A 23,497-nucleotide genomic window follows, 5' to 3' on the forward strand; every position below is an offset into this window, starting at 1 on the left:
TTTTTCCCTTGTTTTTACACTCGCAGTACCGGGAGAAAAAGGGAAAAACAACCCCGGCCAACAACACCCATAAGACAGTGAACTAAGTCGGACAAGCTTCACCGTCTAATGGCCTTTTACGTTGAATAAGAATAAAATAAATGAGATTTAAGTAGTTTCTATTGCTTTGAAACATGCTGTGAATAATGTCAAAACAAGCTATTACAAACGGGATTATAGATTTTATTTTTCTCATAGCAGTCACAGCATTGTTCTATCATGGGTATAATAGTTTTAGTAATCAAGAAGAACACATAAACAATCGGGTAATCGTTGTGAACTTCTGGAATCTGTCAAATTCCTTACCCTTCGACTCTCTCCAAAGACTGCCTTTTGATTCTCATACTGGAACTTTTAAAAAGATTTACTTTACTGGAATAGAAAAGAGTGACAGTTTGAAAATGATTGAGATTAAGGAAGCACTTACAAATTTCAATGCAAGGAAGGACGAGGGGCCAGGTGTTCAGATTGTGTTTGGCGACAGCTCAAAGTATGGTGACTTCATTAAAGTTCTGGATTATTGTTCGAAGGAAAGTATAAGGCATTATCTACCTTATAAAAATAGTATATGGATTCCAGCAAAAGAGAATTTAACTAAATGACTTATAGAACAGCATCACTCAACAAAGTATAGCAGTTAAGCTTCGGCTAACGCCTCGCCATCTGCTATACCAACACGTTGCAGCAAATTAAAAACAAGCGAAATGTCAATAACAAAAGAATCAGAATTAATAGGAATGAAAAAGGTTAGTGAGGCCGTTGGTACTACACTAAAGATGATGAGAGAATATGCCAAAGTTGGTATGACAACCAAAGAGCTGGACGAATACGGAGGAGAAATATTAAAAAGTTATGGTGCTAAATCAGCACCTAATGAAACCTATGATTTTCCAGGTTACACATGCATTAGTGTAAATGAGGAAGCAGCCCATGGAGTTCCGTCCGAGATTAAAACGCTTAAAGAAGGTGACTTGATCAACATTGATGTTTCGGCAGAGTTAAATGGTTTTTGGTCTGATAACGGAGGTTCTTTTGTCCTTGGAAAGGATATACATAACCACCAACCTCTTGTAGACGCTTCAAAGGACATATTGAAAAAAGCCATTTACAGCATAAAAGGAGGCGTGAAAATATCTGACGTTGGACATCTGATTGAAACGGAAGCAAAAAAAGCTGGATTCAAAGTAATTAAAAACCTAGCTGGACATGGAGTTGGCAGAAGTTTACACGAAAACCCTGAAAACATATTGAATTATAGGGTTAGTACAAATCGAGAAAGATTTAGAAAGAATACTACTGTTGCAATAGAAACTTTTATAGCTACAAAGTCCACTGTTGCGATTGAATTAAATGACGGTTGGACTTTAGTTGGTAACAAAGGTGGTTATGTGACTCAGCATGAACAAACGATTTTAATTACCGATAACGAGCCTGTGATTTTGACAGACTCCAACGAAATTTGGAAATAAAAGCTGGCTACGACAAAACCTATAAGCAACAGCGTCCTACAAGACCTACTGCCCATACTCAGACTGTTTAATGCTAGTTTACATCATGCTCCTTAGACTTTTAAAAATCGTTTTTGGCCTGCTTATTCTTCTTGCAGTTGCTGTTGGACTGGCTTCAATAAGTCATCCTATAATCTTAAAATGGGTGACAGGATCTGCAAAACATCACGGCAAACCAATGCCAGCCACAGTTTATACAAACGGACAAGTGAACGACCACATCAAAGTATTTTACAGCGATGAGCCAAAAAATTATTTACTAAGCTTTGCAGAGTATGACAGTTTAGGAATGATAAAATTTTTGAATGTCGACTTGAATGAAAAACGGATAGGCAGACCAGTTGCAACATCTAAAAACGACTTTGACATCATTGCGGGACATTTATTTCAAAGCGAAACTGGCAGACATTTTTCTCCTCTTCAAGACGACATAAAAGGCGTTGACTTTGATTCACACCTTACGTTTTCTGACACAGAAATAAAATTCAACATGCCTCCAAATAAATTAAAGTTTGATAGCATAAGGATAGAACTACAATAAAATATTAAACAAAACAGCAATCAACAGCAGCTTTGCAAAAGCTGAGTTGATGAACTGAGTTCAATCCTCTCTAACTAGCATCAGTTTTACAACTGACAATCGTCAACGTTTTTGCAAAGTGTAAAGCCTTACTTTGGGTAGTATAGACATGGCCAGACTATCCACTAAAGTATGCTTGTACCCCAGCTCCTTAATCCTAAAAGTATAGCCGTAATCGGCGCCTCTAACGACACCTGCAAACCAGGCGGAAAAGTATTGCAGAACTTGCTGGCCCACCAGTACCAGGGCCAGTTGTATGCGGTAAACCCCAGAGAGCAGCAGGTGCAGGGCGTTGCATGTTACCCTAGTTGCGAGTTTTTACCCGACGTGGATCTTGCCATTATTGCCGTAGCGGCGAACTACGTGGAGTCAGCCCTGCAAACGCTGGCATTTCAGAAATCCTGTAAAGCCTTTATCGTGTTTTCGGCGGGTTTCAGCGAAACCTGTGCAGACGGCAAAGCACTGGAAGCACGCTGTGCGCAAATTGTAAATTCGGTTGGTGGTACGCTTATAGGCCCTAACTGCATTGGGGTGATTACGGCTGCTTATAAAGGCGTATTTGCAGGCCCAATACCAGCCTACAACTCCATGGACTGCGACTGTGTTTCTGCATCGGGGGCAACCATGGCTTACTTACTGGAGGCAGCCATACCGAGAGGGCTTAAGTTCCGGGATATTTTTTCGGTGGGCAACAGTGCACAGGTAGGCGTAGAAGAGGTGCTGCAGTACTGGGACGAAACCTTTGACCCACAGCATAGCTCCAGGATAAAACTGCTGTACATGGAGCAGATAAAGGAGCCGCAACGCTTTCTGAAACATGCCGCATCGCTGGTAAACAAAGGCTGCCGCATTGCCGCCATCAAAGCAGGAAATACCGAGGCAGGCTCCAGGGCAGTGTCGTCGCATACAGGTGCGCTGGCTGGCTCCGATGCTGCTGTTAGTTCCCTGTTCAGAAAGGCAGGCGTTATCCGGTGCTACAGCCGCATAGAGTTGGTGTATGTAGCTGCTATCTTTTCTATACAGCCCCTAAAGGGCAACCGTATTGCCGTTATTACCCACGCTGGAGGCCCGGGCGTTATGCTAACTGATATACTTGTGAAAGGCGGTATGCAGGTGCCGCAGCTAACAGGTGCAAAGGCAGAGGCGTTGTTATCAAAGCTTCATCCCGGCTCTTCGGTAGCCAACCCCATCGATTTTCTCGCTACTGGCAATGCTACACAGCTTGGCCAGATACTGGATGCAGTAGAAAACGATTTTGAGGAGATAGACGGATCGGTGGTAGTGTTTGGCACAACAGGTATGTGGCGCGTAGACGATGTATACATGGTGCTGCACGAGAAGATGAAAACCTGCAGCAAGCCTATCTTTCCTATACTTCCGTCTGCCATACAGGCTGCCGAAGAACTGAGCCGATTCCATGCCATGGGCCATATTAATTTTACCGACGAGGTAAGCTTCGGCTATGTGCTCTCGAGGGTAAATAAACTGCAGCCACCTTATACTTGCCCCACCCTGCCAGAGGTGAATACAGCTAAAGTAAGGCAGGTGATCCAGCAGGCTCAGGAAGGATACTTGCCACCAGACAAGGTTTTTGACTTGCTTAATGCCGCTGGCATCAACACAGTAAAGCAACACACAGCCACTACCCTGGAAGAAGCCCTTGACCATGCCAGCGCAATTGGTTATCCACTGGTTATGAAGGTGTCGGGGCCGGTGCACAAGTCGGATTTGGGCGGTGTGGTAGTTGGCATAAAATATCGCACTGAACTGGAAAAGACATTCGGTAGGCTAATGCAGTTAGAAGGCGCAGACGGTGTTATACTTCAGCAGCAGCTAAGCGGCACAGAAGTATACTTGGGCGCGAAAGCTGAAGATGGGTATGGGCACCAGGTGCTTTGCGGGCTGGGTGGCATTTTTGTAGAGGTGTTTAAGGATGTTTCGGCTGCGCTGGCACCCGTAGGAAGCGAAGAGGCACGCAAAATGATCCGGCGGTTAAAGTCCTACCCCATCATAAAAGGCACTAGAGGAAAAGCCGGCATTAACGAAGAGCTGCTTGTAGAGGCTATCATGAAGCTAAGCACTTTGTTGGAGGCTGCCCCGGAAATAAGTGAGATGGATATCAATCCACTAATGGGCACTCCCGGGGCACTTGTAGCAGTAGATGCCAGGATAAGTGTGTGCAAACCTGAGAGAAGTATAATTGATGCCCCTGTGCAAAGTATATTTGTGAATCCTAAAAGCGCAGCAATCTTGTCATCTCAAACAGCGTGAGAGACCTCTATAGAACTCTTTTGCAATAGTTTTGATAAGATCTCTCACAGCTACGCTGGTCCCTTTCGACTCTCGTCTCAGGCATATTCGAGATGACAGCTAATATAGGCTTGAGTTGGCAGCCTTAGTATGTTTACTGCAGCAGATGAATTGTATGGGGCAGTTCGAGTTACTCAGGCCATTTCTATTCTGTTTCCTTTTCATCGGTGGGCAGTGGCAAACCGGTTGGGGAGATGGTGCTGTCGGCACGTTGGGCCGGAGTCATGTACTTGCAGTGCTTCATGCCCTCTATGCGGGCCTCCACTTCATACTTGTTATTGTAGTACCCCACCCGCCACGACTCTACCAGGTAAAGCCACAGAAAACGAAAGTAGCCATGCTCTTTAAACTGCCTGATATGACACAGCTCATGCGCCACCCAGCCGGGGTCACGCATAAAATCGTCGCGGCTAACACCGCTTAAATGTATGGTTTTGCCCAGCACCATCGCTACGTTGCTGCTCTTTAACACCATGCGTGCAATACGGGCAAATAAAGATCGTTCAACAATTTTAAAATCCATTCGGCTTACTATTGGATTGTACTTTATACTTATACTATTTATGTTTTAGTTTTAACTTTAAGGGTAAACAATCAAAAAAGCAGGGCAGATACTCCACATTGTCAGGCAAATAGAAAACAGCATTTGTTTGTAATTTAAAGTTTTGTAACTATTTTTGCCCGCCGCTAGGCCATATCCGCCTGATAAGCAGCACTTAATGCAGGATTTTGTACAATTTTCCTGCTTTAGTTCTTTAAATAAAGGTGTAACTGTTTGCCTGTTTCGCACAGGCTGATAACATGCCAAACCCTATGACCAAAACCATTGTATTAACAGCGTTTGCCATTATCTCGGTTGTCTTATCTTTCTTCTACGAGGTAATACCGGCTAAGTCGGCAACTCCTGAAAGCACAGCTCCGGTTGCATTCCATATTACTCCTTACGCCATTAACTCCGGCGAAGACATGGTACGCGCACTGGAACTGAACGAACCCTTGGCAGAAGAAGAGGCTGCCGGCCTTTTCTTTAAAAAACTTAACCTAAGATTTAACAAACCCAACGAGCAGCAACTGGCAGAAACAGTCACACAGTGGTTAGGCACACCTTACCGCTACGGCCGCAGCTCAAAAAAGGGAGCAGATTGCTCCGGGTTTGTAACCAGCATCTACCGCGATCTGTACGGCATTAAGTTAAGACGCAGCTCCCATTCCATGTTCCAGGAGGTAGAGCGCATCCAGAAAGACAGTATCCGCACCGGCGACCTGGTGTTTTTCCGCCGTAGTCCTAAGCAACCGGTTTTCCATGTGGGCATCTACCTTAAAAACGGCAAGTTCATACATTCTGCTTCCAGCGGAGGAGTAAAGATCAGCTCATTAAAAGAGCCTTTTTACCGCAACCACTACTATGCGGCCGGCCGTGTAAACTAGCAATATGCGTTTATAAACATAAAGCCCTGCAGCGAACACTGCAGGGCTTTATGTTTATAGCCCAAACAACAATTTTACCTGCATCTAGTATAGGAAGGATGCTGTTAGTTAAGCAACTTTGCACCGCCGTAGCAATCTGCTGCACGGCCTTAAAATTTAACGCACAAACAGAATAAACAAGAGCACGTAAAAAACTATGGAGAACCAGAGACCTGATGGCAAGAATGTAGCCGAAAGCAAGATCTTTAAAAATATACTTAACAAAGCCGAGCAGTACCTGAAGCACCCTTCTAAAGTAGCAGGTCTTTTAAACGACGCTTTTAAGAAGGCCACACAGAGCAAAAGTGTGGGTGCCATTGCCGGCGAAGTATGGGAAAACCTGCAACTGCTTTCGCGCCTGATAAAAGCTGCCACAGCCGGAGAGTATAAAGGAATACCAACCACCACTTTGGTTGGCGGTATTGCGGTTATACTTTACTTCCTGATGCCGATAGATGTGATTCCGGACTTTATACCAGTGCTTGGCCTGCTGGACGATGCCAGCCTGCTTGCCTGGTTTATGACAAGTATAAAATCTGAGCTGGATAAATTTAAAGAGTGGGAAAGCCACCGGCCTGCCACCGAAACACACCACCAGCACACAGAGGCCACTCATAACGCTGATCCCTCGTTTGGTACACCGAAGTATGCCGACAGAACAGAAGGAACAGTTGAGATAGAGACTGACAAACGAGAATAAAACGCAAAACCACACTACTATGAAAACGAACAAAGCAGATAAGAACAACGACAAAATGCAGGGCAAGCAGCCGAAAGGCCAGAACCACCCAAACAAAGACCACACATCGCAGGGGCATAGCACAGATGCGCAAGGATCTGCTACCAGTAGTAAAGAGCCAACGCTACGCGGCTCGACCACCGATAGCAGCCGTACACATAAAAACCCACACGACGATTTGCCGACAGGCGGCAACGTCCGCTAATAAAAACATACAAAAACAAGGGCCGGCTACATCAATAGCCGGCCCTTGTTTTTGTATTGAATGTTTGTTTAAAGAATACCAGAGGCATAAACCCCATCCCTTAAAACATTAAAATATAGTACAATACTAATAAGGATATTTAAATAAAATTGAACAAAAGGCACTGTAACTCTGGTTTCGTAAGGAAATTATTATTTATATTTGGTCACAGGATTTTGTATTTTAACTTTTTAGCCAAAGTGTCTTCATCATTTTTACGACTTACCTCCGTTAATGTACATATTGACGGAATCGGGAAAGTTCTGATTGAGCGAAGCGATAAAGCAAAGCGCCTCAGCATTAGCGTACGCCCTTTAAAGGGTGTGCGTGTGGCTGTACCGCCGCATATCAGCTTCGAAAAAGCAGAACAGCTCATTTATACCAAGACAGACTGGATAAAAGAGCACCAGGCGCGCATGCAGCAGCATGAGCAGCAGCTTACCGTATACGATGGCTCTACGGAGTTTAAAACCAAATACCACACGCTGCGCCTGCTTACCCACGCCCAGTACAGCATGCGGTGCGTAATACAGGATGGCTACATTAATGTGTTTTATCCCGCACATAAAGATGTACGCGATGCAGACGTGCAGAAGTTTATCAGGCAATCAATAGAAGAAGGGTATCGTAAAGAGGCCAAGCAGTACCTGCCGGGCCGCGTGGCTTATTTCGCTGATAAGTTCGGTTTTGAGTATCAGAATGTGTTTATCAAGAGCGCTAAAAGCCGTTGGGGCAGCTGCTCCCACACAAACAACATTAACCTGAACCTGCACCTGATGCGACTGCCTGATGCGCTTTGCGACTACGTGATCCTGCACGAGTTGGCACACACTGTAGAGAAGAACCACGGCCCCGGCTTCTGGAAACTACTCGACAGCATCTGCGGAAACGCAAAAGGACTGGACAAAAAGTTAAAAGCTTACCGTATCTCCATCTTTTAAAGTATAAGCTATCGCCTAACTCTACTAAAGTATAAGTATGCTCTCTGCCACAAGTCATAAGCACAACGTGGCTTGTAAAGTGTAACAGAGGAAGTCTTTAGGCTTCTGTGAGCCATACTTCGTTTCTTGATTTGCCATAGCAGAACAGTTAGGCGGAAAGCCCAATGCAGATAAGACGCAAAGCAGAACAAACTTTCATAGACACAAAAAAGCCCCGGAGCATGCTTCGGGGCTTTTTACTTGCGTGTGTTTTAATAAAAATTTAGCTGGCCTTTCTTAGCGTATGTGTCGAAACAAAATCGATAAAGTCGCCTACTTTGTCAATTGGCACTTCGTCTGGAATAGTGATCTTAAAGTTCTTCTCCAACTCCAGGATAATATCCACCACATCCACTGTATCAAAGCCAAAATCCTGTAACATTCTGTCGGCCCACAGGCGATCTGCTTTTATCTCTTTTGTTTTGCTAATGATACGGATAACCTCTTTCTCAATAGCGTTAGCTGTAGCAATCATAGTAGTTAAACTGTGTATTCTCTAACTTTTCCGTTTACATGAACCTCTTGCTGCTGATCTACTTTAAGAGCTCCACGTTTTCTCTTACTAATTAATCTATCTTTTAATTTCTCGTTCAATAAGTACATTACTGGTACAATCAGCAGGGTAATGATGGTAGCAAAGCTTAGGCCAAAAATAATGGTCCAGGCCAACGGTCCCCAGAACGCCACGCTGTCTCCGCCCAGGAAGAAGCCTGCCTCAAACTCTGTGAACAGCGTAAAGAAGTTCAGGTTTAAGCCTATTGCCAGCGGAATAAGACCAAGTATAGTAGCCGTGGCCGTTAGCAATACCGGGTTCAGACGTGTTTTACCAGCCTCTACAATGGCTTCCTTCAACTCCCGGCCTTCTGCCAGTAAAATGTCTGTAAATTCCACGATAAGAATACCGTTCTTCACCACAATACCGGCCAGCGCCACTATACCAACGCCCGTCATTACCACCGAAGTATCCATTCCGAAGATAGAGAAGCCCAAAAGCACACCTATGATCGAGAACAGCACCTCCGAAAGTATAATAAACGGCTTCGATACCGAGTTAAACTGCGTTACCAGGATTAGGAAGATGATCAGGAAAGCCGCTACCAGAGCAACCATAAGGAATATCATGGTTTCCTGCTGCTCTTCCTGCTGTCCGCCCATTCTCACCTCATAGCCCTCTGGCGTCTGGAAGTTCTGCAAAGACGTCTCTATCTGCTGTACTACCTCGTTCGGGTTGTAGCCATCCAGTACGTTCGACTCCAGTGTAACCATACGCTTCAGGTTCTTACGTTTAATGCCCCCATAGCTCGTAGAGTAATCTATACTTGCTACCGACGATAACGGGATCTGACGCACCTGCCCTGAGTTCATGTCGCGGTACGTAATGCGCATATCCAGCAAGGCGTCAATATTGTCGCGGTAAGGCTCAGCGTAACGCACCTGTATAGGGTACTCTTCCTCATCCAGTTTAAACTTAGAGGCCTCTGTACCGAAGATGGCTGTACGCACCTCCTGCCCTATTTGCCCTGTGCTAATGCCTTCGCGGTTCGCACGCTCACGGTCAATGTTCACGATAATCTCCGGCTTGCTATCCTCTAAGTCAGAACGCAGTTCTTCAATACCGCCAATACCTTGCTCATCTATGTACTGCTCTACCTGCTTCGACAGCCTGATCAACCCTTCAAAGTCTTCACCGGCAACTTCAATCGAGATTGGTTTGCCAACTGGTGGCCCACTTTGCTCCTTGTCAACTGTGATGTCAGCACCCGGTATACCCTGCACCGCTTCACGTATTTTAGTCAGGTAATCTGAGGTCGAAATATCTCCTTCACGGTCTTTATACTCAACAAAGGCAACGGTAACCTTTCCTTTATGAGATTGTGGTGTAGCACTACGTTCGTTCTGGTCGCCGGCACCAATGGCCACGTTCGAAATCACCGACTCCACGTTTGGGTTGTTCTCGCCTATCACGTTGTAAACCCGCTTCTCCACGATCTTCGTAACCGAGTCTGTTACAGCCTGATCTGTACCGACAGGCATGTTGATATAAGTATAAACGAAGTTCGGGTCACCAGAAGGGAAGAACACCATTTTAGGCGGACGAAGTGCTGTGAGAACTATTGAAAAAATTAACAGGCCAATGATGCTGAAGAACACACCGATCGGTCTTTTGCCTACCAGCATCCAGCGAAGAACATTTTCGTAACCTCTCATAAAACGAGGCAGCGTATTGTTCTGGAATCTGTTGATCATGCCAGTAAACACAAACTTGTTCAGCAGTACTAGCACCACTAGCAGCATGAGCAGGTTGGCAGTACCGTACCAGCCAGCTATGTAGCCGATAAGTGCCAGCACTAAGCCCACTACAGTCAGAATCCAGAACATCTTGCGGGAACGCGGTGCAACTTCTGCCTCTGTTTTGTGCTCCTTCTTCATGAAAGACGCAGCAAACACAGGGTTGATGATGAATGCCACCAACAGCGACGATACAAGCGTTACGATTAGCGTAATAGGCAGGTACTGCATAAACTTACCCACAATCCCCGGCCAGAACAGCAGCGGGAAGAACGGCGCAATAGTAGTAAGCGTACCAGCCAATACAGGTATAAATACCTCACCTGCCGCAGCCTTCGATGATTTAACTATACTTAAGTTGGTAGTATGGAAAATGCGGTGCGTGTTCTCAATTACCACAATCGCGTCGTCTACTACTATACCTAGAGCAAGCAGGAAGGCAAAAAGTACGATCATGTTTAGCGAGATGCCAAAGAAGTGGAATGTCAGGAATGCCACAAACATAGAGATAGGCACCGACAGACCGACGAAAATCGCATTGGTTGTACCCATAAAGAACATCAGCACCAGCGTTACCAGCACAAAGCCGATGATAATGGTGTTGATCAGGTCGTTTAGGGTATGGCGCGTCATTTTAGACTGATCGCCGGTGATGGTGATCTTCAGGTCGTCTGGTAAGGTAGAGCCCTGCATCTCTTCAATTGTCTCACGGATCTTGTCAGAAGCCTCGATCAGGTTCTCGCCGCTGCGCTTGATCACGTTCAGGGTAATTACCGGTGCGTTGTCCAGGCGGGCAAAGCTTTCCTGCTCTTCAAAGCCTTCTCTTACCTCGGCAATCTCTTTAAGCTGTATGTTGGCACCCGATAAGGATTTCACAACGATGTCGCCGATCTTGTTTGGGTCTACATACTGGCCCACCACACGCACAGAACGCTTGGCCTCGCCAACGGTAACGTTACCACCTGAAATAGTAATGTTTTCACGTGCGATGGCAGCGGCAATATCATTAAAAGTTACTTTTGCAGCCTGCATTTTATACAGGTCCACATTTACCTGCACCTCTTTGTCCAGGGCGCCTACCATGTCTACGCGGGTAATCTCCGGAAACTCCTCCATCCTGTCTTGCAGGTCTTCGGCATACTGCTTCAGTTTGTCCAGGCTGTAGTTACCCGACACGTTCACGAACATGATCGGAATTTCAGAGAAGTTTACCTCCTGCACGTTCGGCTCCTGGTCCAGGTCGGTTGGCAGGTCTGGTCGGGCTTTATCTACAGCATCTTTCACCTGCTGTTTCGCCTCGGCCACCTCCACATCAGTATTAAACTCCACGGTAATCATCGAGAAATCCTGAATGGAGTTGGAGGTAACTTTCTTAACGCCGTTAATAGCTTTAATTTCCTTCTCTATTGGTCGCGTTACCAGGTTCTCCATGTCTGATGGAGAGGTGCCTGGGTAAATGGTGCTCACAAACACCGTCGGGATAACGATGTCCGGGAAGTTCTCTTTCTGCAGGTTGATGTAAGAGAAGATACCCGCCAGCGAGATAATAACGGTTATGATATAGATACTTGTTCTATTATCGATAGACCAACTGGTTGGCTTAAACTGTTTCATAGTTTTACTTTAAAAGTATGACTTACTTCTGCGTCAGGCTGTTCTGGGTAAACACCACTGGCTGCCCCTCGTTCACACTCTGGTAACCGGCAGTAATTACCTGGTCATCGGCAGTCAGGCCACTTAACACTTCCACGTTTCCTTTGTAGGTCATGCCTGTTTTAATTTCTTTTCTGGCAGCTACATACTTGTCGCCTTCTTTTTTGGCCACATACACATACTCGGTTTTCTCGTCGCGCTGTACCAAGTTTACAGGCAACACAATAGTGCCTTCATTCTTATAATCCTGGATGCGCACCACAGCCACCATATTAGGTTTCAGGTTCACTTCGTTGCCATTCTTCAGGCGAAGCTCAACAGTAAATGTGCGGCTGGTTGGGTTAATAAAATTGCCCACTACATCCACTTTCGTCTCAATCTCCTTGTTCAGGTCCGGGAAGAAAACCACTGCATCGTCGCCTTTGTTTATCTTAGCCTGATAAGCCTCTGATACCTCTGCCACAATCTTACCGCCCTGTGTGTTAACCACCCGGATAATACCCATGCCCGGTGCTACAGACTCTCCTGAATTAGGAATAACATCATCTACCACACCGCTTATCGGAGCCTTGATATTATACTGATCGCGCTGCTGCTGCAGTGTAGCCAGACTACGCTCCAGGGCCTCTTTGTTATTTTTGGCCGTCAGGTACTGCATCTCGGTGCCGATCTTCTGGTCCCACAGGTTTTTCTGTTTTTCGTAAGCAATTTTGGCAAGATCTAGGCGGGTTCTTACCTCTGCCAGGTTCTGCTCCAACACCTGCGCATCGATGGTAGCCATTGTCTGTCCTTTAGACACTTTATTACCACGCTCAACACGTACGCTTGTAAGTACACCCGGCACTTTGGCGCTTACCAGCACGTTTTGGTCAAAATCAACCTTACCCTGCACCTCCAGGTAATGGCGGAAAGTATCCTGGCTTAGCGCCTCCACGGTTACAGGTACAGTCTTTTTCTCAGTGGCAACAGTTTTGCCTTCCGCCTTCAGTTCAGCCTCAAGAGCTGCAATTTGCTCTTCTATTTTTACCTGCTCTGCCTTTAGTTCTTCCAGCTGCTTTTCTTTGTCGTCGTTTCCGCCGCAAGCAGCCAGACCTAGCAACAGGGCCATAGAAGATATTCCTAGTATTCGTCTCATTTCAGTTTAGCGATTTGGTAGTTTTTCGATAGTTTTATTTAGTAAGTAGGGTGCCAGTGGCTTTCTCTAAGTTCACTTTTGCAACTAGAGCATCATAGATAGCAGCGTAGTAGTTTGTTTGGGCCTCGCGAAGCTCTGTCTCTGCAGTAATCACCTCCAGGTTAGATCCGACACCCTCCTGAAACTTGATCTTGGCCACACGGGCAATGTCCTCTGCCAACTCCAGGTTCTCGCGCTGCGAATCCAGCACATCAAGGGCATTGGTTAATTCTGTTGAGGACTGGTCGATTTGCAGGTCTATACTTTGGCGCAACGCCTCAAAGCCAAACTTGGTGTTCTCCAGGGTCAGCCTAGCTTGCTGTATTTGGTAGTGTTTGCGTAGGCCGTCGAATATAGGAAGCTGAATCTGACCACCAACATAGCCATACTCCAGCCAATTTCTTGTTTGGGTTATTTCGCTGAAATCGTTGTTTGCTGCGTTGTAACCATAGCGGGCATTTAAGTATAGCTTAGGCAGGTAACCTGATTTCCTGTTGCGCAGGTCGAGCTCAGCCAAATCGCGCTGTGTTTCAAGTATAGAGTATTCGATTCTGCTGCCGTAGTTAAACTCCTGCGGAGCAACTTTGGCTATACTTACCTCTACCTCCGAAAGCTTGTCTGTCAGGGTTAATTGTTGCCTATGATCAATGCCCATCTGGAATTTTAGCAGGCTTTCGCTCAACTCCATTAGGCGCTCTGCTTTCTGCTTTTCTACCTTTAAGTTGTTCAGCGATACACGCAGTCGGTCTACGTCTAGCTTTTCAGCAACACCATTCTCAAACATTATGCGTGTCTGGCTTAGCACCGTGTCTAAGCGGGCAATGTTCTGGTTAAGCAATTCCATACGTTCACGGTTAACCAGCACACCATAATAAGCTTTAGACACCTGCTCTGCTACGTCTATTTCGCTTTGGGCAGTGGTTTTGCGGGAAAGCTCTGTATAGGTTTTAGCTGCTTTTAAGCCAATCAGGTAAGTACCATCAAATAGCAACTGGCTACCTGTCAACACCGCATTACCAGTATATGCCGGCGTAAAGGTAACCGGCACGAAAGTACCTGGCTGTGGAGAGTTAGGATCATTAGGGTCGTTAAAGAACTCACCCGGCAAGAAGCTCTGTTGCTGTACAAAGTTATCTCCCACATCCAGTGAGCCATTGATCTGCGGCAAGCCCATTGCTCTTATTTCGCCAACCTGCGCCTTGGCGATTTTTTCCTCGTTGCGGGTAGCGGCAAGGCTGGCGCGGTTCTGCAGTGCGTAGTTTATACTTTCCTGCAGGCTAAACGACTGTGGGCTCTGCCCTTGTGCGTGTGTAGAGCCTATCAGCGCAAAGACAGCTAAAAATAGGCTTAGATAGTTCTTCATAATTTTATTTAGGTAGTAGGTAGTGTTATTCTTCTTCGATTCTATGCTTAAACTCATTAATCATCTTATGTCCGCGTAAAGTAGCCATACCTAGCATATAGTGCTCCAACATGTCTACCTGCACTTTCTGTATGTTGAATTCGTGCGGCGGAAACAGTTTATTATCATAGGCCATCTCTATCATTCCCAAGCGCATCCGTGCTATTATTTCCACATCCAAATCGCCGCGGTAAAGTCCCTCTGCCACACCACGCAGTATATTTAGCTTTACCTTCTCAAGTATAAATTCATACTTGTGGGCCAACCACAGCTGCCAGCTGTCGCCGTGATACTTCTGCACGTCATGGAAAATGGATGGATGCACCCTGGCCACTACTCGCTTCGTCATCTCCATCAGTCCCCAAAGTTCTTCGATTGCATTACCGGCCCCCTGCATAGAACACTCACAATCGTCTTCCATTGTCTGCAGAAATGTTTTGCAGGAGTAGTACACGATCTGGTCTTTGTTATCGAACCACTTGTAAATGGTTTTTTTAGACATAGACAGGTGCTGGGCAATATCATCCATCGACACACTTTTAATACCCCTCTGGCAGAAGAGCTCGAAAGCGGCCTGTGTAATTTTAAGTTTGGTCTCTAAGTTCTCAGTTGTTTCCATTTCACCACAAAACTATGGAAACGTTTTTAATTCCGAAAGTTTCCGAACGTTAAATTTATGTAAATATTTCTTATAGAATTGGCCATATAACTCTGTATATAAATAACATACCATAACCTTACACCCTACCTGACATAACAGTATGTGCGAAAAAGAAGACAAATAAGCCATAACATCTGACACTAAGAGGAATTACCAGGACAGACGACAGCGGCAATCACGTTACCAGCGAAATGGCATCTACAGAAAGTTACAATCCTAAAACTGACCTTAATTTTGTGTAGCCACTCTTGCTCAGGGGTATGCGTTCGCCGGTTTTCAGCAGTGCCACGTGGTTGTCTTTCTCCAGAGGTTCTATTCGGGTGAGTTGGGGCAGGGCAAGTATAAAAGAGCGGTGCACACGCACAAATTGGCTGGGGTTCAGGGTGTTTTCGTAGTAGCCCATGGTTTTCTTCTTCAGAAAAGTGCCCTCTTTGGTGTGTATCTTCACATAATCGTCGTAGGCCTCTAAGTATAGCACATCGACCACAGGTATGATTTTGATGTTATTACCCACTTTTACCACAATGCGTACCTGCTCTTCGGGTTGCTTGGCGGGTGTTTCTTCGAGTTGCTGCAGCTTTGCTTCTGGTGCGGCTATTTTTCGCTGCTCCTGCCACTTCTGCAGGGCTGCATCAAACCGGGCCTTGCTGAATGGCTTTAGCAGGTAATCCACGGCATTAGCCTCGAAAGCTTTAATGGCATACTCATCAAAAGCCGTAGTAAAGATTACCGAAGGCGCATGCTCCACCAGTTCCAGCATCTCGAAGCCGTTTATTTTGGGCATCTGCACATCCAGGAAGATTAGGTCGGGATGGTGCTGCATAATGGCTTTCACGCCTTCAAACCCGTCGCCGCACTCCTGCGCCACTTCTATGTCGGGGTGGCCCTGCAGGTATTCTGCCACTATACTTCTGGCTAATGGCTCGTCATCAATTATAAGACACTTACTACTCATTTTGCTTGCGGAATTTTGATGGTGGTGATGAAGGTATGGTCTTGCTGCCGGGTGCTTAACAGGTCCTGGCGGGCGTACAGCAAGTATAGCCTACGCTGCACCGAGCTTAACCCAAAGCCTGTCCCGCGATTTGGCCGTGTGGTGTCGGGGTCGTAGGGGTTTTGCACCTGTAGTTGCAGGTGATGATCTGCGACAGTGGCTTTTATATTTATGGCTGTATCGCCGATGGTGTCGTAAAGGCCGAACTTAATGGCATTTTCTACTACGGGCTGCAGCAGCAAAGCCGGCAGGCGCATGTTCATAGTTTCATTTTGTACTTCTATGGCAGTTTGCAGGCGATGCCCGAACCGTACCTTCTCTATCTCCAAGTATAGCTCCAGGTGCCTCAGTTCGTCCTCCAGCGTTACCAGCTGCTGGTTTTCTTTGCGCAGCGTACCCCGCAGGAACTCCGATAGCTGATGGATCATTGTTCTGGCCTGCTCCGGCCTTGCCCCTACCAGTGCGCTGATAGAGTTAAGGCTATTGAACAGGAAATGTGGCTGCAATTGCTGACGAAGCGTGTTCAGTTCAGCCTCACGGGCCAACTTTTCTGTAGTTGCTTTGCGTTCCTCGTCCTGCTGCCGGTTACGTGTGTAGTACCACATCCAGCTCATAAGCAGCATCAGCAGCACCATTAGCCAGGCAAACACAAGCCTTACAGGCAGCGTAGCACTTTCAAAGCTCAGGTATACTTCGTTAGAGCTAAACGCACGTTCTACTATAAAATCAAATAACAATATGCAGATCCCGGCCAGGCCAAGGCTCCAACCAAACAAGTAAGCACCCTGTTTTATACTTGGCTGATAGTAACGCAATCCTGTTCCCATGGCATAACCTCCTGTTGTCAGCAGCAGGTTAGTGAGCAGCGCATCAGCTACAGCTACGTCTACGGGCAGCCCCACCGACCACAGCAGCATTGCCTGTACTGCAGACCACAACAGGGCCCAACCCAAGTAAACAAGTATGATGCGCAGTGGAGACATATTTTTATACTTTAGAAGCTCTTGATCTGAAGACCGCCAAACATAGAGGTACCTTTTATGATCAGCACTTTGTTCGGGTCGTAGCCGCCGGGCATTACCGGACGTTTGTCGTCGATGCCGCCAAGTATAGCCACCGCCTCCGATTTAACCTGCCAGTGCGGCGGAACTATCAGCGTGGTGCCTCCAAAGATCTGCGTTGCCTCCAATACAGCCGGCTGCTGCAGGTCGGCCTGGCTCATGTTTAGCTCCGTGCCGCCAAAAACACTCACAACCTCGCCTCCTCTAAAGTTTTTAGAAATGATGCTCTTCTTTACTCCTCCGAAAATAGCAGTGGCATCCACGTAATCTTCTGTAGAGGCGTCGCTGCCAAAAACGTTGAAACCTTCATCCTGCTGCCCTACCGTAGCGCTACTGGCATAATCGCCGGTGTAGTCATTTATTGGCTGCTGGGGTTGCTGTGGCTGTGGTGGCGGCATGTGCCGGGGATAGTGCCCTTTGGGCTTTAACATTACCCACAGTCCGATACCGATCAGCAGAATTGGCCAGAAGTAAAATTTGAGATTAATACCCGGCACCAGGTCGCTTATCAGGAAAACTGTACCGATGATGATCAGCACCAGCCAGGCCGGTTTTCTGAAGTTGTGCTTAAAGCCAACAAATAAGCCTAGCACGATCAAAAACATTTGCCAGGAAAACACCCAGCCAGGCAGAAAGAAGTAGTCTAGTTTGGTGGCAAGTATAACCAAGCCAATTACTACCAGCAGCATGCCTGCCATTACTTTGCCTCCGCTACCGCCACGGCGCGGACTGTCCCAGTTGCCGCCGTAGTTGTTATAATCTCTGTTATCCATAGTTCCTTTTGTTTTAATTTCTGATCAAATGTACTTCAATTGTCTTCGCAGGTCTATAGCAAATAGGCTAGCCACAGAGAGAAGTCGGTAAACGAGGGGTTTGCGTCGGTAAAGTTAACAAGTATATAGAGCTTTTACTATGTAGTTTTCCTTAACCCATTTGGCGCCAAAGATCACGACCTTGTTTCGGGAGAGATGCAGGGGCAACTGCCATAGCATCACAGTAAAACCATTTTGCCCGTAGATTTTACGTATTATCCCATAGTAATTTTATCTTTGCATATTATGGTGGAGAACATACAAGCAGTAGCACAAGAGATAGAGGCGGCGCAACTTACCAACGCTGCCGAACTGGAGCAGTTCAGGATTACCTACATTGGCCGCAAAGGCCGTGTGGCAGAACTTTTCGACAACCTGAAGCAGGTTGCCCCTGAGCAGCGCCGCGAAGTAGGCCAGCAGTTAAACGCACTTAAAAACCGTGCCCAGGAGCGTTTTGACCAGGCGCAGGAGCAACTGCAAAGTGCAGCCGACACAGCCGGCGACACAGGTTTTGATTTTACGTTGCCTCCAGTGCCTAACACCTTAGGCACACGCCATCCGCTTTCGCTGGTTCGCCGTGAGATTGTGCGTATTTTCGAGCGCATTGGCTTTAACGTGGCCGAAGGCCCAGAAATTGAGGACGACTGGCACAACTTCTCCGCCCTTAACTTCCCGGAAAACCACCCTGCCCGCGAAATGCAGGACACCTTCTTCCTGAGCGAAGACAAGGATAAATTACTACGTACCCATACTTCTAATGTGCAGGTGCGCCTGATGGAGAACAACCAGCCACCGCTGCGCAGCATTATGCCAGGCCGCGTGTACCGCAACGAAGCTATTTCAGCACGTGCACACATGGTATTCCACCAGGTAGAAGGCTTATATGTAAACAAGGGCGTTAGCTTTAAGGACCTGAAGGAAACGCTTTACTACTTTGCTAAAGAGATGTTCGGCCAGGACACCAGAATCCGTTTCCGTCCGTCTTTTTTCCCGTTCACAGAGCCTAGCGCTGAGATCGACATCTCCTGCTTTATCTGTAAAGGCGAAGGTTGTAACATTTGCAAAGGCAGCGGCTGGGTAGAGATTGGCGGTGCTGGTATGGTAGACCCTGCTGTATTAGAGAGCTGCAAAATAGACCCTAAAGTATATTCTGGCTTTGCCTTTGGTATGGGTATAGAGCGTATCACTATGCTGAAGTATCAGATCAAAGACCTTCGCCTGTTTACAGAAAACGACGTGCGTTTCCTGCGCCAATTTGAGGGGGTTATTTAATTGCTGATCGTTTATTGCTGCTTGTTAGGCTTCGCCAATAGCTTTTGCCTGTTGCCTGGATAGCCAGCAAGATGCAAAGCATTGCGTTTCTACGAAAACAACAATTTAACTATCCAACCATTTAACAATCAAAAAAAATGAAACTAGAAGATATCAAAACGATAGGAGTTGTAGGTGCCGGTACCATGGGGCAAGGCATAGCACAGATCTGCGCCCAGGCAGGGTATAAAACTATACTTTTTGATATCAACGCGCAGGTGCTTGAGAAAGCCCAGGTTACTACTGTTAAAAATCTGGACAAAGGCATTGAGCGTGGCAAGCTAACCGAACAGGAGAAACAGACTGCTTTAGCGAATATCACCTTCACCGGCGATACGCTGCAACTGAGTTGTGATGTAATTATTGAGGCCATTGTAGAAAAGCTGGAGGTAAAGCAGAGCATCTTTAAAGAGCTGGCTGATATAAACACACCAGACACCATACTTGCCTCCAACACCTCTTCTATTCCGATAACGCAGATAGCTGCTGCCGTTCCGAACCCGGAGCGTGTGGTGGGCATGCACTTCTTTAACCCGGCCCACATTATGAAGCTGGTAGAGGTAATTTCTGGTGCTGCCACCTCCCCTGAGATCGCCTCAACAATAAAGCAACTGGCCGAGAAGCTTGGAAAAACTGCTGTTATGGCAAAAGATTCTCCAGGTTTTATCGTTAACCGTGTAGCGCGCCATTTTTACGTGGAGGGGCTTAAGCTGTTGGAAGAAGGCGTTGCAGACGTTGAAACTATTGACAAACTGATGCAGGCCAGCGGCTTTAAGATGGGCCCCTTCGAACTGATGGACTTAATTGGCGTTGACACTAATTTTTCGGTAACAACCTCTATGTTTGAGGCTTTCCATTATGATCCAAAATTTAGACCAAGCCGCATACAGCAACAGAAAGTGGATGCCGGACACCACGGCCGCAAATCCGGCAGGGGTTTTTATAAGTATGAGTAGGCTGCTGCCACTCCTGCTTCTCCTTTTGCTGGTTGGCTGCAAAGACAGCTACGAAGGCCCTGCCATACCTGAAGTACCCGTAAACGAGCAAATAAATGTAACCAGTTTGCAGTACCCCGAGCTGAGGCGCGATGGTGGCTATGTATACTTAAATGCCGGTTATAAAGGGATTTTACTGGTACGCCAAACCGCCAGCCTATATACTGCCTTTGAGCGTGCCTGCCCATACGACCCTACTTCCGCCTGCGGCCAGGTAAAGGTAGATCAGTCTAACTTGTTTATCGTGGATGAATGCTGCGGCTCTCAGTTTAATTTTCAAGGCAATGTTACATCCGGCCCTGCCGTATACAGTTTAAAGCAGTACCGAACCTCGCTATCAGGTAATCTGCTGTATATTTCGAACTAAAAAATTTTTATTTGATTTACAGCGGCTTATACTTTTATAAAAGATTTTTTTAGCTACAGACTTGCGTAATAAGTAAAACCGCCGTAATATTGCACCATCAATCAGCGGGAAAGCCGCAGATGATATGTCGAAATTCCTCCTTAGCTCAGTCGGTTAGAGCACCTGACTGTTAATCAGGGGGTCCCTGGTTCGAGCCCAGGAGGGGGAGCAAAAGCCACTCATTAGAGTGGCTTTTTTGTTTTAGTGCAACCTGCAACTATAAGTCCTACAGCATATATAAGTTACCTCACTACTTGCTTACTAATTATTTGCAGCGGCCGTAACACAACTTATAAAAGCAACTTTACTCTACAATTCAAAAAATATGTTACCTTTAGTAGCTGATAATACCGCAGCAGCTTTCAGTTCTGAAGGGCAATAAGTGACACATTTTATAGACATCTAAAGGTATAGCGCAGGATGAGTTTGAATGAAAGGCCGCTGGTTCTTCTTGCTGACGATGACGCTGAAGACCGTATGCTGATCTGTGAGGCCATGGAAGAGGCCAACGCAGCAAGCGACATAAAATTTGTAGAAAACGGAGAAGAGCTAATGGACTACCTGCTTAACCAGGGCAGGTTTGAGGACAAACAAGAGTTTCCAGCACCCAGCATTATACTGCTCGATCTAAACATGCCTAAAAAAGACGGCCGGGAGGCACTGCTGGAGATAAAGCAACATCAACACTTACGTTTTATACCAGTAATTATACTTACAACTTCTAGTGCCGAAGAAGATGTAATAAGAACTTACCAACTCGGTGTAAACTCTTATATTACCAAACCCACTTCATTTACATCGCTGGTTGACCTGTTGGCAACTATAACTAAGTACTGGCTTGAAATTGTAAAACTACCAAGTAACTGCTTAAGCAGCTCAGTCCACAAATTTTCTGTCGCTGATAAAGCCTAGCAATTTAGCAGGTGACTTACTCTTCATCTGCTTTAGCATGAACTTAAACAAAAAATAATCCTCTTTTATCCTCTCCAGCGGCTCTAGGTTTGATCTGTAATTTAACATGCTCATAAAGCTGTCTCTGTCGTTGTACAACATGTATAGCTTGATATTATGAAACAGCTTACTAGCTAACGAGCCTTCTAACTCATACCCTAACTCTTCTAAAGCTGCTTGTACTCTGTTATCTCTCATACTCTGTGACACGCGGGTTATAAGCTTTTCAAATTAAGTCTTCCTAACAAACTTACCCACAGCAGTCTACATATAAAATGACTGTAGTCATGTTTAACAGAAATATAACAATTACTTAGCGGCAAAAACCACTAACTTGCCCATGCCATAGCACATACTTCACAAAGGCTATACTTAACCTTTTAAGCATTAATGCAGTAACATAAGATATGGCAATGTTTTCATATATAGCTTTAAGCGCTGAGTATTGGATGCATGCCACTAAACCAAACGTATAAAACTATGAAAAACATAAGAGCATATTTAATGACGCTGCTTGTGCTGCTAACCTTCACGTTGAGCAGTTGCGAGCTGGTAGGAGACATTTTTGAGGCCGGCATGTGGACAGCCCTTATTATCATTGTAATAGTGGTGCTGTTGATAACATGGCTCTTCAGGAAGCTGAGAAGATAACAGAAACAGAAAAGGAGCCATGTGGCTCCTTTTTTTATACCTAAGCTTTGTTGCTCCGTTTTGGCATAGTGCCTAGTAAGTAGTCCCACAGCGGCGAAGAAACACCAAAGGCCACCTCAGGATCTTTGTAGTGGTGTATACTATGGTGTATCCAAAGCTGCTTCAGGAAATTTTTGGGAGGCGCATAGGCATGTACTATGTAGTGCACAAACAGGTACATGGCATACCCAAACAGTACACCAGCCACCACACCAAATACATACTGCCCAAATATCAGCTCAAAAATAAAGAAGAACATAGTAGCGTAAAGCAGGCTGACTACCGGCGGCATAGCCAGGCGCTTCTTGTCTTTAGGATATTCATGATGGTTACCATGAAACACATACTGCAGCTTTGCCTTAAGCGGCGTATCTGTCTCCATGTGAAACACATATCGATGCGCCAAATACTCTAGCAAGGTAAAAATCAGCCAGCCCAAAACGAAAAAGCCTATAGCTTGCACTAAATTTATAAAGCTATGCATTAAGCCATAGTACAGCATTCCGATGGCTATAATTATAAAGATAGAGATAGGAAGGGCAATATGTGTTCTTGTCATCTTTTCGAGAATAGGATTCTCGAAGAGCTGAGCTCGTCCTTTGTGGTTGGGTTTCATAGTTAAGCTTTGTGTATCGTTTTAGTGCCGCAAAAGTATAATTTTTCAGAAAAAACAGCTACAAGATTAGTTGCCTACTTAGGTGTATAACGGACCGCTATAACTATTGGTTGAGCAACTGCGCCAATTGTGACGCAGTTATGGCAGCGCCTTCTGCTGTATACTTTGCCTGTTGATAAAACCACACTCTGTGTGCCAATGTTTTAACCATGAAAGAAGTTATTTCTGCTTCGCTCTTGCCCGCTAAAAGTGGCCTGGTGTTTAAATCTGTAACCGTGAGCCTGCGCACTATTGCCTCCGGCGGAACAGCCAGGAAAACAGTTTTCCCTTGCTGGTTCATGAAGTTGATGTTATCGAAGAAACATGGAGTACCACCGCCTGTGGCCACCACAGCATCTGCATACTCCTGCACTACAGCCTGCAGAGCATCACGCTCTTTCTGCCTGAAGGTATTTTCGCCCTGATCTGCAAAAATGGCGGGGATGGTTTTCTGCTCCCGCTGCTCTATGTACTCATCCAGGTCTATGAATGTATAGCCCAACATTTGCGCCAGTTGCCTGCCCAGCGTGGATTTGCCACTCCCCATCATGCCTACTAAAAACACCAGCATCTAAC

25 protein-coding genes and 1 tRNA gene are annotated in these 23,497 nt (G+C 46.0%); 14 read left to right on the forward strand and 12 right to left on the reverse strand.

What is annotated here, in order from left to right; genetic code table 11:
• Positions 1-185: 185 nt before the first annotated feature.
• The 4 genes from H8S84_RS18485 to H8S84_RS18500 all read left to right on the forward strand — a co-directional run bounded on the left by H8S84_RS18485 (position 186) and on the right by H8S84_RS18500 (position 4,398).
• On the forward strand, positions 186-641 hold the full coding sequence (locus H8S84_RS18485) for a hypothetical protein (RefSeq protein ID WP_187068875.1): 456 nt from the start codon (positions 186-188) through the stop codon (positions 639-641).
• Positions 642-743: 102 nt separating this feature from the next.
• The gene (map, locus tag H8S84_RS18490) at positions 744-1,508 is read left to right on the forward strand and encodes a type I methionyl aminopeptidase (protein ID WP_187068876.1); all 765 of its coding nucleotides are present in this window, start codon (positions 744-746) and stop codon (positions 1,506-1,508) included.
• A gap of 85 nt (positions 1,509-1,593) precedes the next feature.
• Complete coding sequence (locus H8S84_RS18495; protein WP_187068877.1) at positions 1,594-2,088, forward strand: hypothetical protein; 495 nt, start codon at positions 1,594-1,596, stop codon at positions 2,086-2,088.
• A gap of 171 nt (positions 2,089-2,259) precedes the next feature.
• On the forward strand, positions 2,260-4,398 hold the full coding sequence (locus H8S84_RS18500; protein ID WP_187068878.1) for an acetate--CoA ligase family protein: 2,139 nt from the start codon (positions 2,260-2,262) through the stop codon (positions 4,396-4,398).
• A 184-nt stretch (positions 4,399-4,582) separates the two neighbouring features.
• Here H8S84_RS18500 and H8S84_RS18505 read toward each other — a convergent pair whose 3' ends face one another.
• Positions 4,583-4,960, reverse strand: a complete 378-nt coding sequence (locus H8S84_RS18505; protein ID WP_187068879.1) for a hypothetical protein — start codon at positions 4,958-4,960, stop codon at positions 4,583-4,585.
• Positions 4,961-5,250: 290 nt separating this feature from the next.
• Between H8S84_RS18505 and H8S84_RS18510 the strand changes: the two genes are divergently transcribed.
• The 4 genes from H8S84_RS18510 to H8S84_RS18525 all read left to right on the forward strand — a co-directional run bounded on the left by H8S84_RS18510 (position 5,251) and on the right by H8S84_RS18525 (position 7,828).
• Positions 5,251-5,865: a C40 family peptidase gene (locus H8S84_RS18510; RefSeq protein ID WP_187068880.1), complete on the forward strand. Its 615-nt coding sequence runs from the start codon at positions 5,251-5,253 to the stop codon at positions 5,863-5,865.
• Between the two features lie 196 nt (positions 5,866-6,061).
• Entirely contained in the window at positions 6,062-6,604 is a 543-nt protein-coding gene (locus H8S84_RS18515; protein WP_187068881.1) for a YkvA family protein, read from the forward strand.
• Between the two features lie 19 nt (positions 6,605-6,623).
• The gene (locus H8S84_RS18520; RefSeq protein ID WP_187068882.1) at positions 6,624-6,848 is read left to right on the forward strand and encodes a hypothetical protein; all 225 of its coding nucleotides are present in this window, start codon (positions 6,624-6,626) and stop codon (positions 6,846-6,848) included.
• 239 nt (positions 6,849-7,087) lie between these two features.
• Positions 7,088-7,828, forward strand: a complete 741-nt coding sequence (locus H8S84_RS18525) for a M48 family metallopeptidase (protein ID WP_187068883.1) — start codon at positions 7,088-7,090, stop codon at positions 7,826-7,828.
• 262 nt (positions 7,829-8,090) lie between these two features.
• Here H8S84_RS18525 and H8S84_RS18530 read toward each other — a convergent pair whose 3' ends face one another.
• From H8S84_RS18530 to H8S84_RS18565, 8 genes are all read right to left on the reverse strand, one after another.
• Entirely contained in the window at positions 8,091-8,342 is a 252-nt protein-coding gene (locus H8S84_RS18530; protein ID WP_187068884.1) for an acyl carrier protein, read from the reverse strand.
• 5 nt (positions 8,343-8,347) lie between these two features.
• Complete coding sequence (locus tag H8S84_RS18535; protein ID WP_187068885.1) at positions 8,348-11,770, reverse strand: efflux RND transporter permease subunit; 3,423 nt, start codon at positions 11,768-11,770, stop codon at positions 8,348-8,350.
• Positions 11,771-11,792: 22 nt separating this feature from the next.
• Complete coding sequence (locus tag H8S84_RS18540; protein WP_187068886.1) at positions 11,793-12,944, reverse strand: efflux RND transporter periplasmic adaptor subunit; 1,152 nt, start codon at positions 12,942-12,944, stop codon at positions 11,793-11,795.
• Positions 12,945-12,978: 34 nt separating this feature from the next.
• Entirely contained in the window at positions 12,979-14,346 is a 1,368-nt protein-coding gene (locus H8S84_RS18545; RefSeq protein WP_187068887.1) for a TolC family protein, read from the reverse strand.
• 25 nt (positions 14,347-14,371) lie between these two features.
• Positions 14,372-15,004, reverse strand: coding sequence for a TetR/AcrR family transcriptional regulator (locus H8S84_RS18550; protein ID WP_187068888.1), 633 nt, complete (start codon positions 15,002-15,004; stop codon positions 14,372-14,374).
• A gap of 250 nt (positions 15,005-15,254) precedes the next feature.
• The gene (locus H8S84_RS18555) at positions 15,255-16,001 is read right to left on the reverse strand and encodes a LytR/AlgR family response regulator transcription factor (RefSeq protein WP_187068889.1); all 747 of its coding nucleotides are present in this window, start codon (positions 15,999-16,001) and stop codon (positions 15,255-15,257) included.
• The gene (locus H8S84_RS18560; RefSeq protein WP_187068890.1) at positions 15,998-17,023 is read right to left on the reverse strand and encodes a sensor histidine kinase; all 1,026 of its coding nucleotides are present in this window, start codon (positions 17,021-17,023) and stop codon (positions 15,998-16,000) included. The genes H8S84_RS18555 and H8S84_RS18560 overlap by 4 nt, the downstream gene beginning before the upstream one ends.
• 11 nt (positions 17,024-17,034) lie before the next feature.
• Complete coding sequence (locus H8S84_RS18565; RefSeq protein ID WP_187068891.1) at positions 17,035-17,874, reverse strand: LiaF transmembrane domain-containing protein; 840 nt, start codon at positions 17,872-17,874, stop codon at positions 17,035-17,037.
• A 285-nt stretch (positions 17,875-18,159) separates the two neighbouring features.
• On the opposite strand from H8S84_RS18565, the gene pheS reads away from it, so the two are divergent.
• The 5 genes from pheS to H8S84_RS18590 all read left to right on the forward strand — a co-directional run bounded on the left by pheS (position 18,160) and on the right by H8S84_RS18590 (position 21,537).
• On the forward strand, positions 18,160-19,185 hold the full coding sequence (pheS, locus tag H8S84_RS18570) for a phenylalanine--tRNA ligase subunit alpha (protein ID WP_187068892.1): 1,026 nt from the start codon (positions 18,160-18,162) through the stop codon (positions 19,183-19,185).
• A gap of 137 nt (positions 19,186-19,322) precedes the next feature.
• On the forward strand, positions 19,323-20,180 hold the full coding sequence (locus H8S84_RS18575; RefSeq protein ID WP_187068893.1) for a 3-hydroxyacyl-CoA dehydrogenase NAD-binding domain-containing protein: 858 nt from the start codon (positions 19,323-19,325) through the stop codon (positions 20,178-20,180).
• Entirely contained in the window at positions 20,173-20,586 is a 414-nt protein-coding gene (locus H8S84_RS18580) for a Rieske (2Fe-2S) protein (RefSeq protein WP_230407257.1), read from the forward strand. The genes H8S84_RS18575 and H8S84_RS18580 overlap by 8 nt, the downstream gene beginning before the upstream one ends.
• 134 nt (positions 20,587-20,720) lie before the next feature.
• Positions 20,721-20,794: transfer RNA gene (locus H8S84_RS18585), tRNA-Asn, on the forward strand.
• Between the two features lie 251 nt (positions 20,795-21,045).
• On the forward strand, positions 21,046-21,537 hold the full coding sequence (locus H8S84_RS18590; RefSeq protein WP_187068894.1) for a response regulator: 492 nt from the start codon (positions 21,046-21,048) through the stop codon (positions 21,535-21,537).
• Here H8S84_RS18590 and H8S84_RS18595 read toward each other — a convergent pair.
• Positions 21,502-21,774, reverse strand: coding sequence for a hypothetical protein (locus tag H8S84_RS18595; protein ID WP_187068895.1), 273 nt, complete (start codon positions 21,772-21,774; stop codon positions 21,502-21,504). The genes H8S84_RS18590 and H8S84_RS18595 overlap by 36 nt on opposite strands.
• Before the next feature lie 282 nt (positions 21,775-22,056).
• On the opposite strand from H8S84_RS18595, the gene H8S84_RS18600 reads away from it, so the two are divergent.
• Positions 22,057-22,227: a hypothetical protein gene (locus H8S84_RS18600; protein ID WP_187068896.1), complete on the forward strand. Its 171-nt coding sequence runs from the start codon at positions 22,057-22,059 to the stop codon at positions 22,225-22,227.
• A gap of 40 nt (positions 22,228-22,267) precedes the next feature.
• On the opposite strand, the gene H8S84_RS18605 is transcribed toward H8S84_RS18600, so the two are convergent.
• Together H8S84_RS18605 and H8S84_RS18610 are read right to left on the reverse strand one after the other, a co-directional pair.
• Positions 22,268-22,882 (reverse strand): sterol desaturase family protein, encoded by a 615-nt coding sequence (locus H8S84_RS18605; RefSeq protein ID WP_187068897.1) that lies wholly within the window; start codon positions 22,880-22,882, stop codon positions 22,268-22,270.
• A 103-nt stretch (positions 22,883-22,985) separates the two neighbouring features.
• The gene (locus H8S84_RS18610) at positions 22,986-23,492 is read right to left on the reverse strand and encodes a shikimate kinase (protein WP_187068898.1); all 507 of its coding nucleotides are present in this window, start codon (positions 23,490-23,492) and stop codon (positions 22,986-22,988) included.
• Positions 23,493-23,497 lie beyond the last annotated feature (5 nt).

The sequence above is a fragment of the Pontibacter cellulosilyticus genome (genome assembly GCF_014306105.1).
In the GTDB taxonomy this organism is placed as follows: domain Bacteria; phylum Bacteroidota; class Bacteroidia; order Cytophagales; family Hymenobacteraceae; genus Pontibacter; species Pontibacter cellulosilyticus.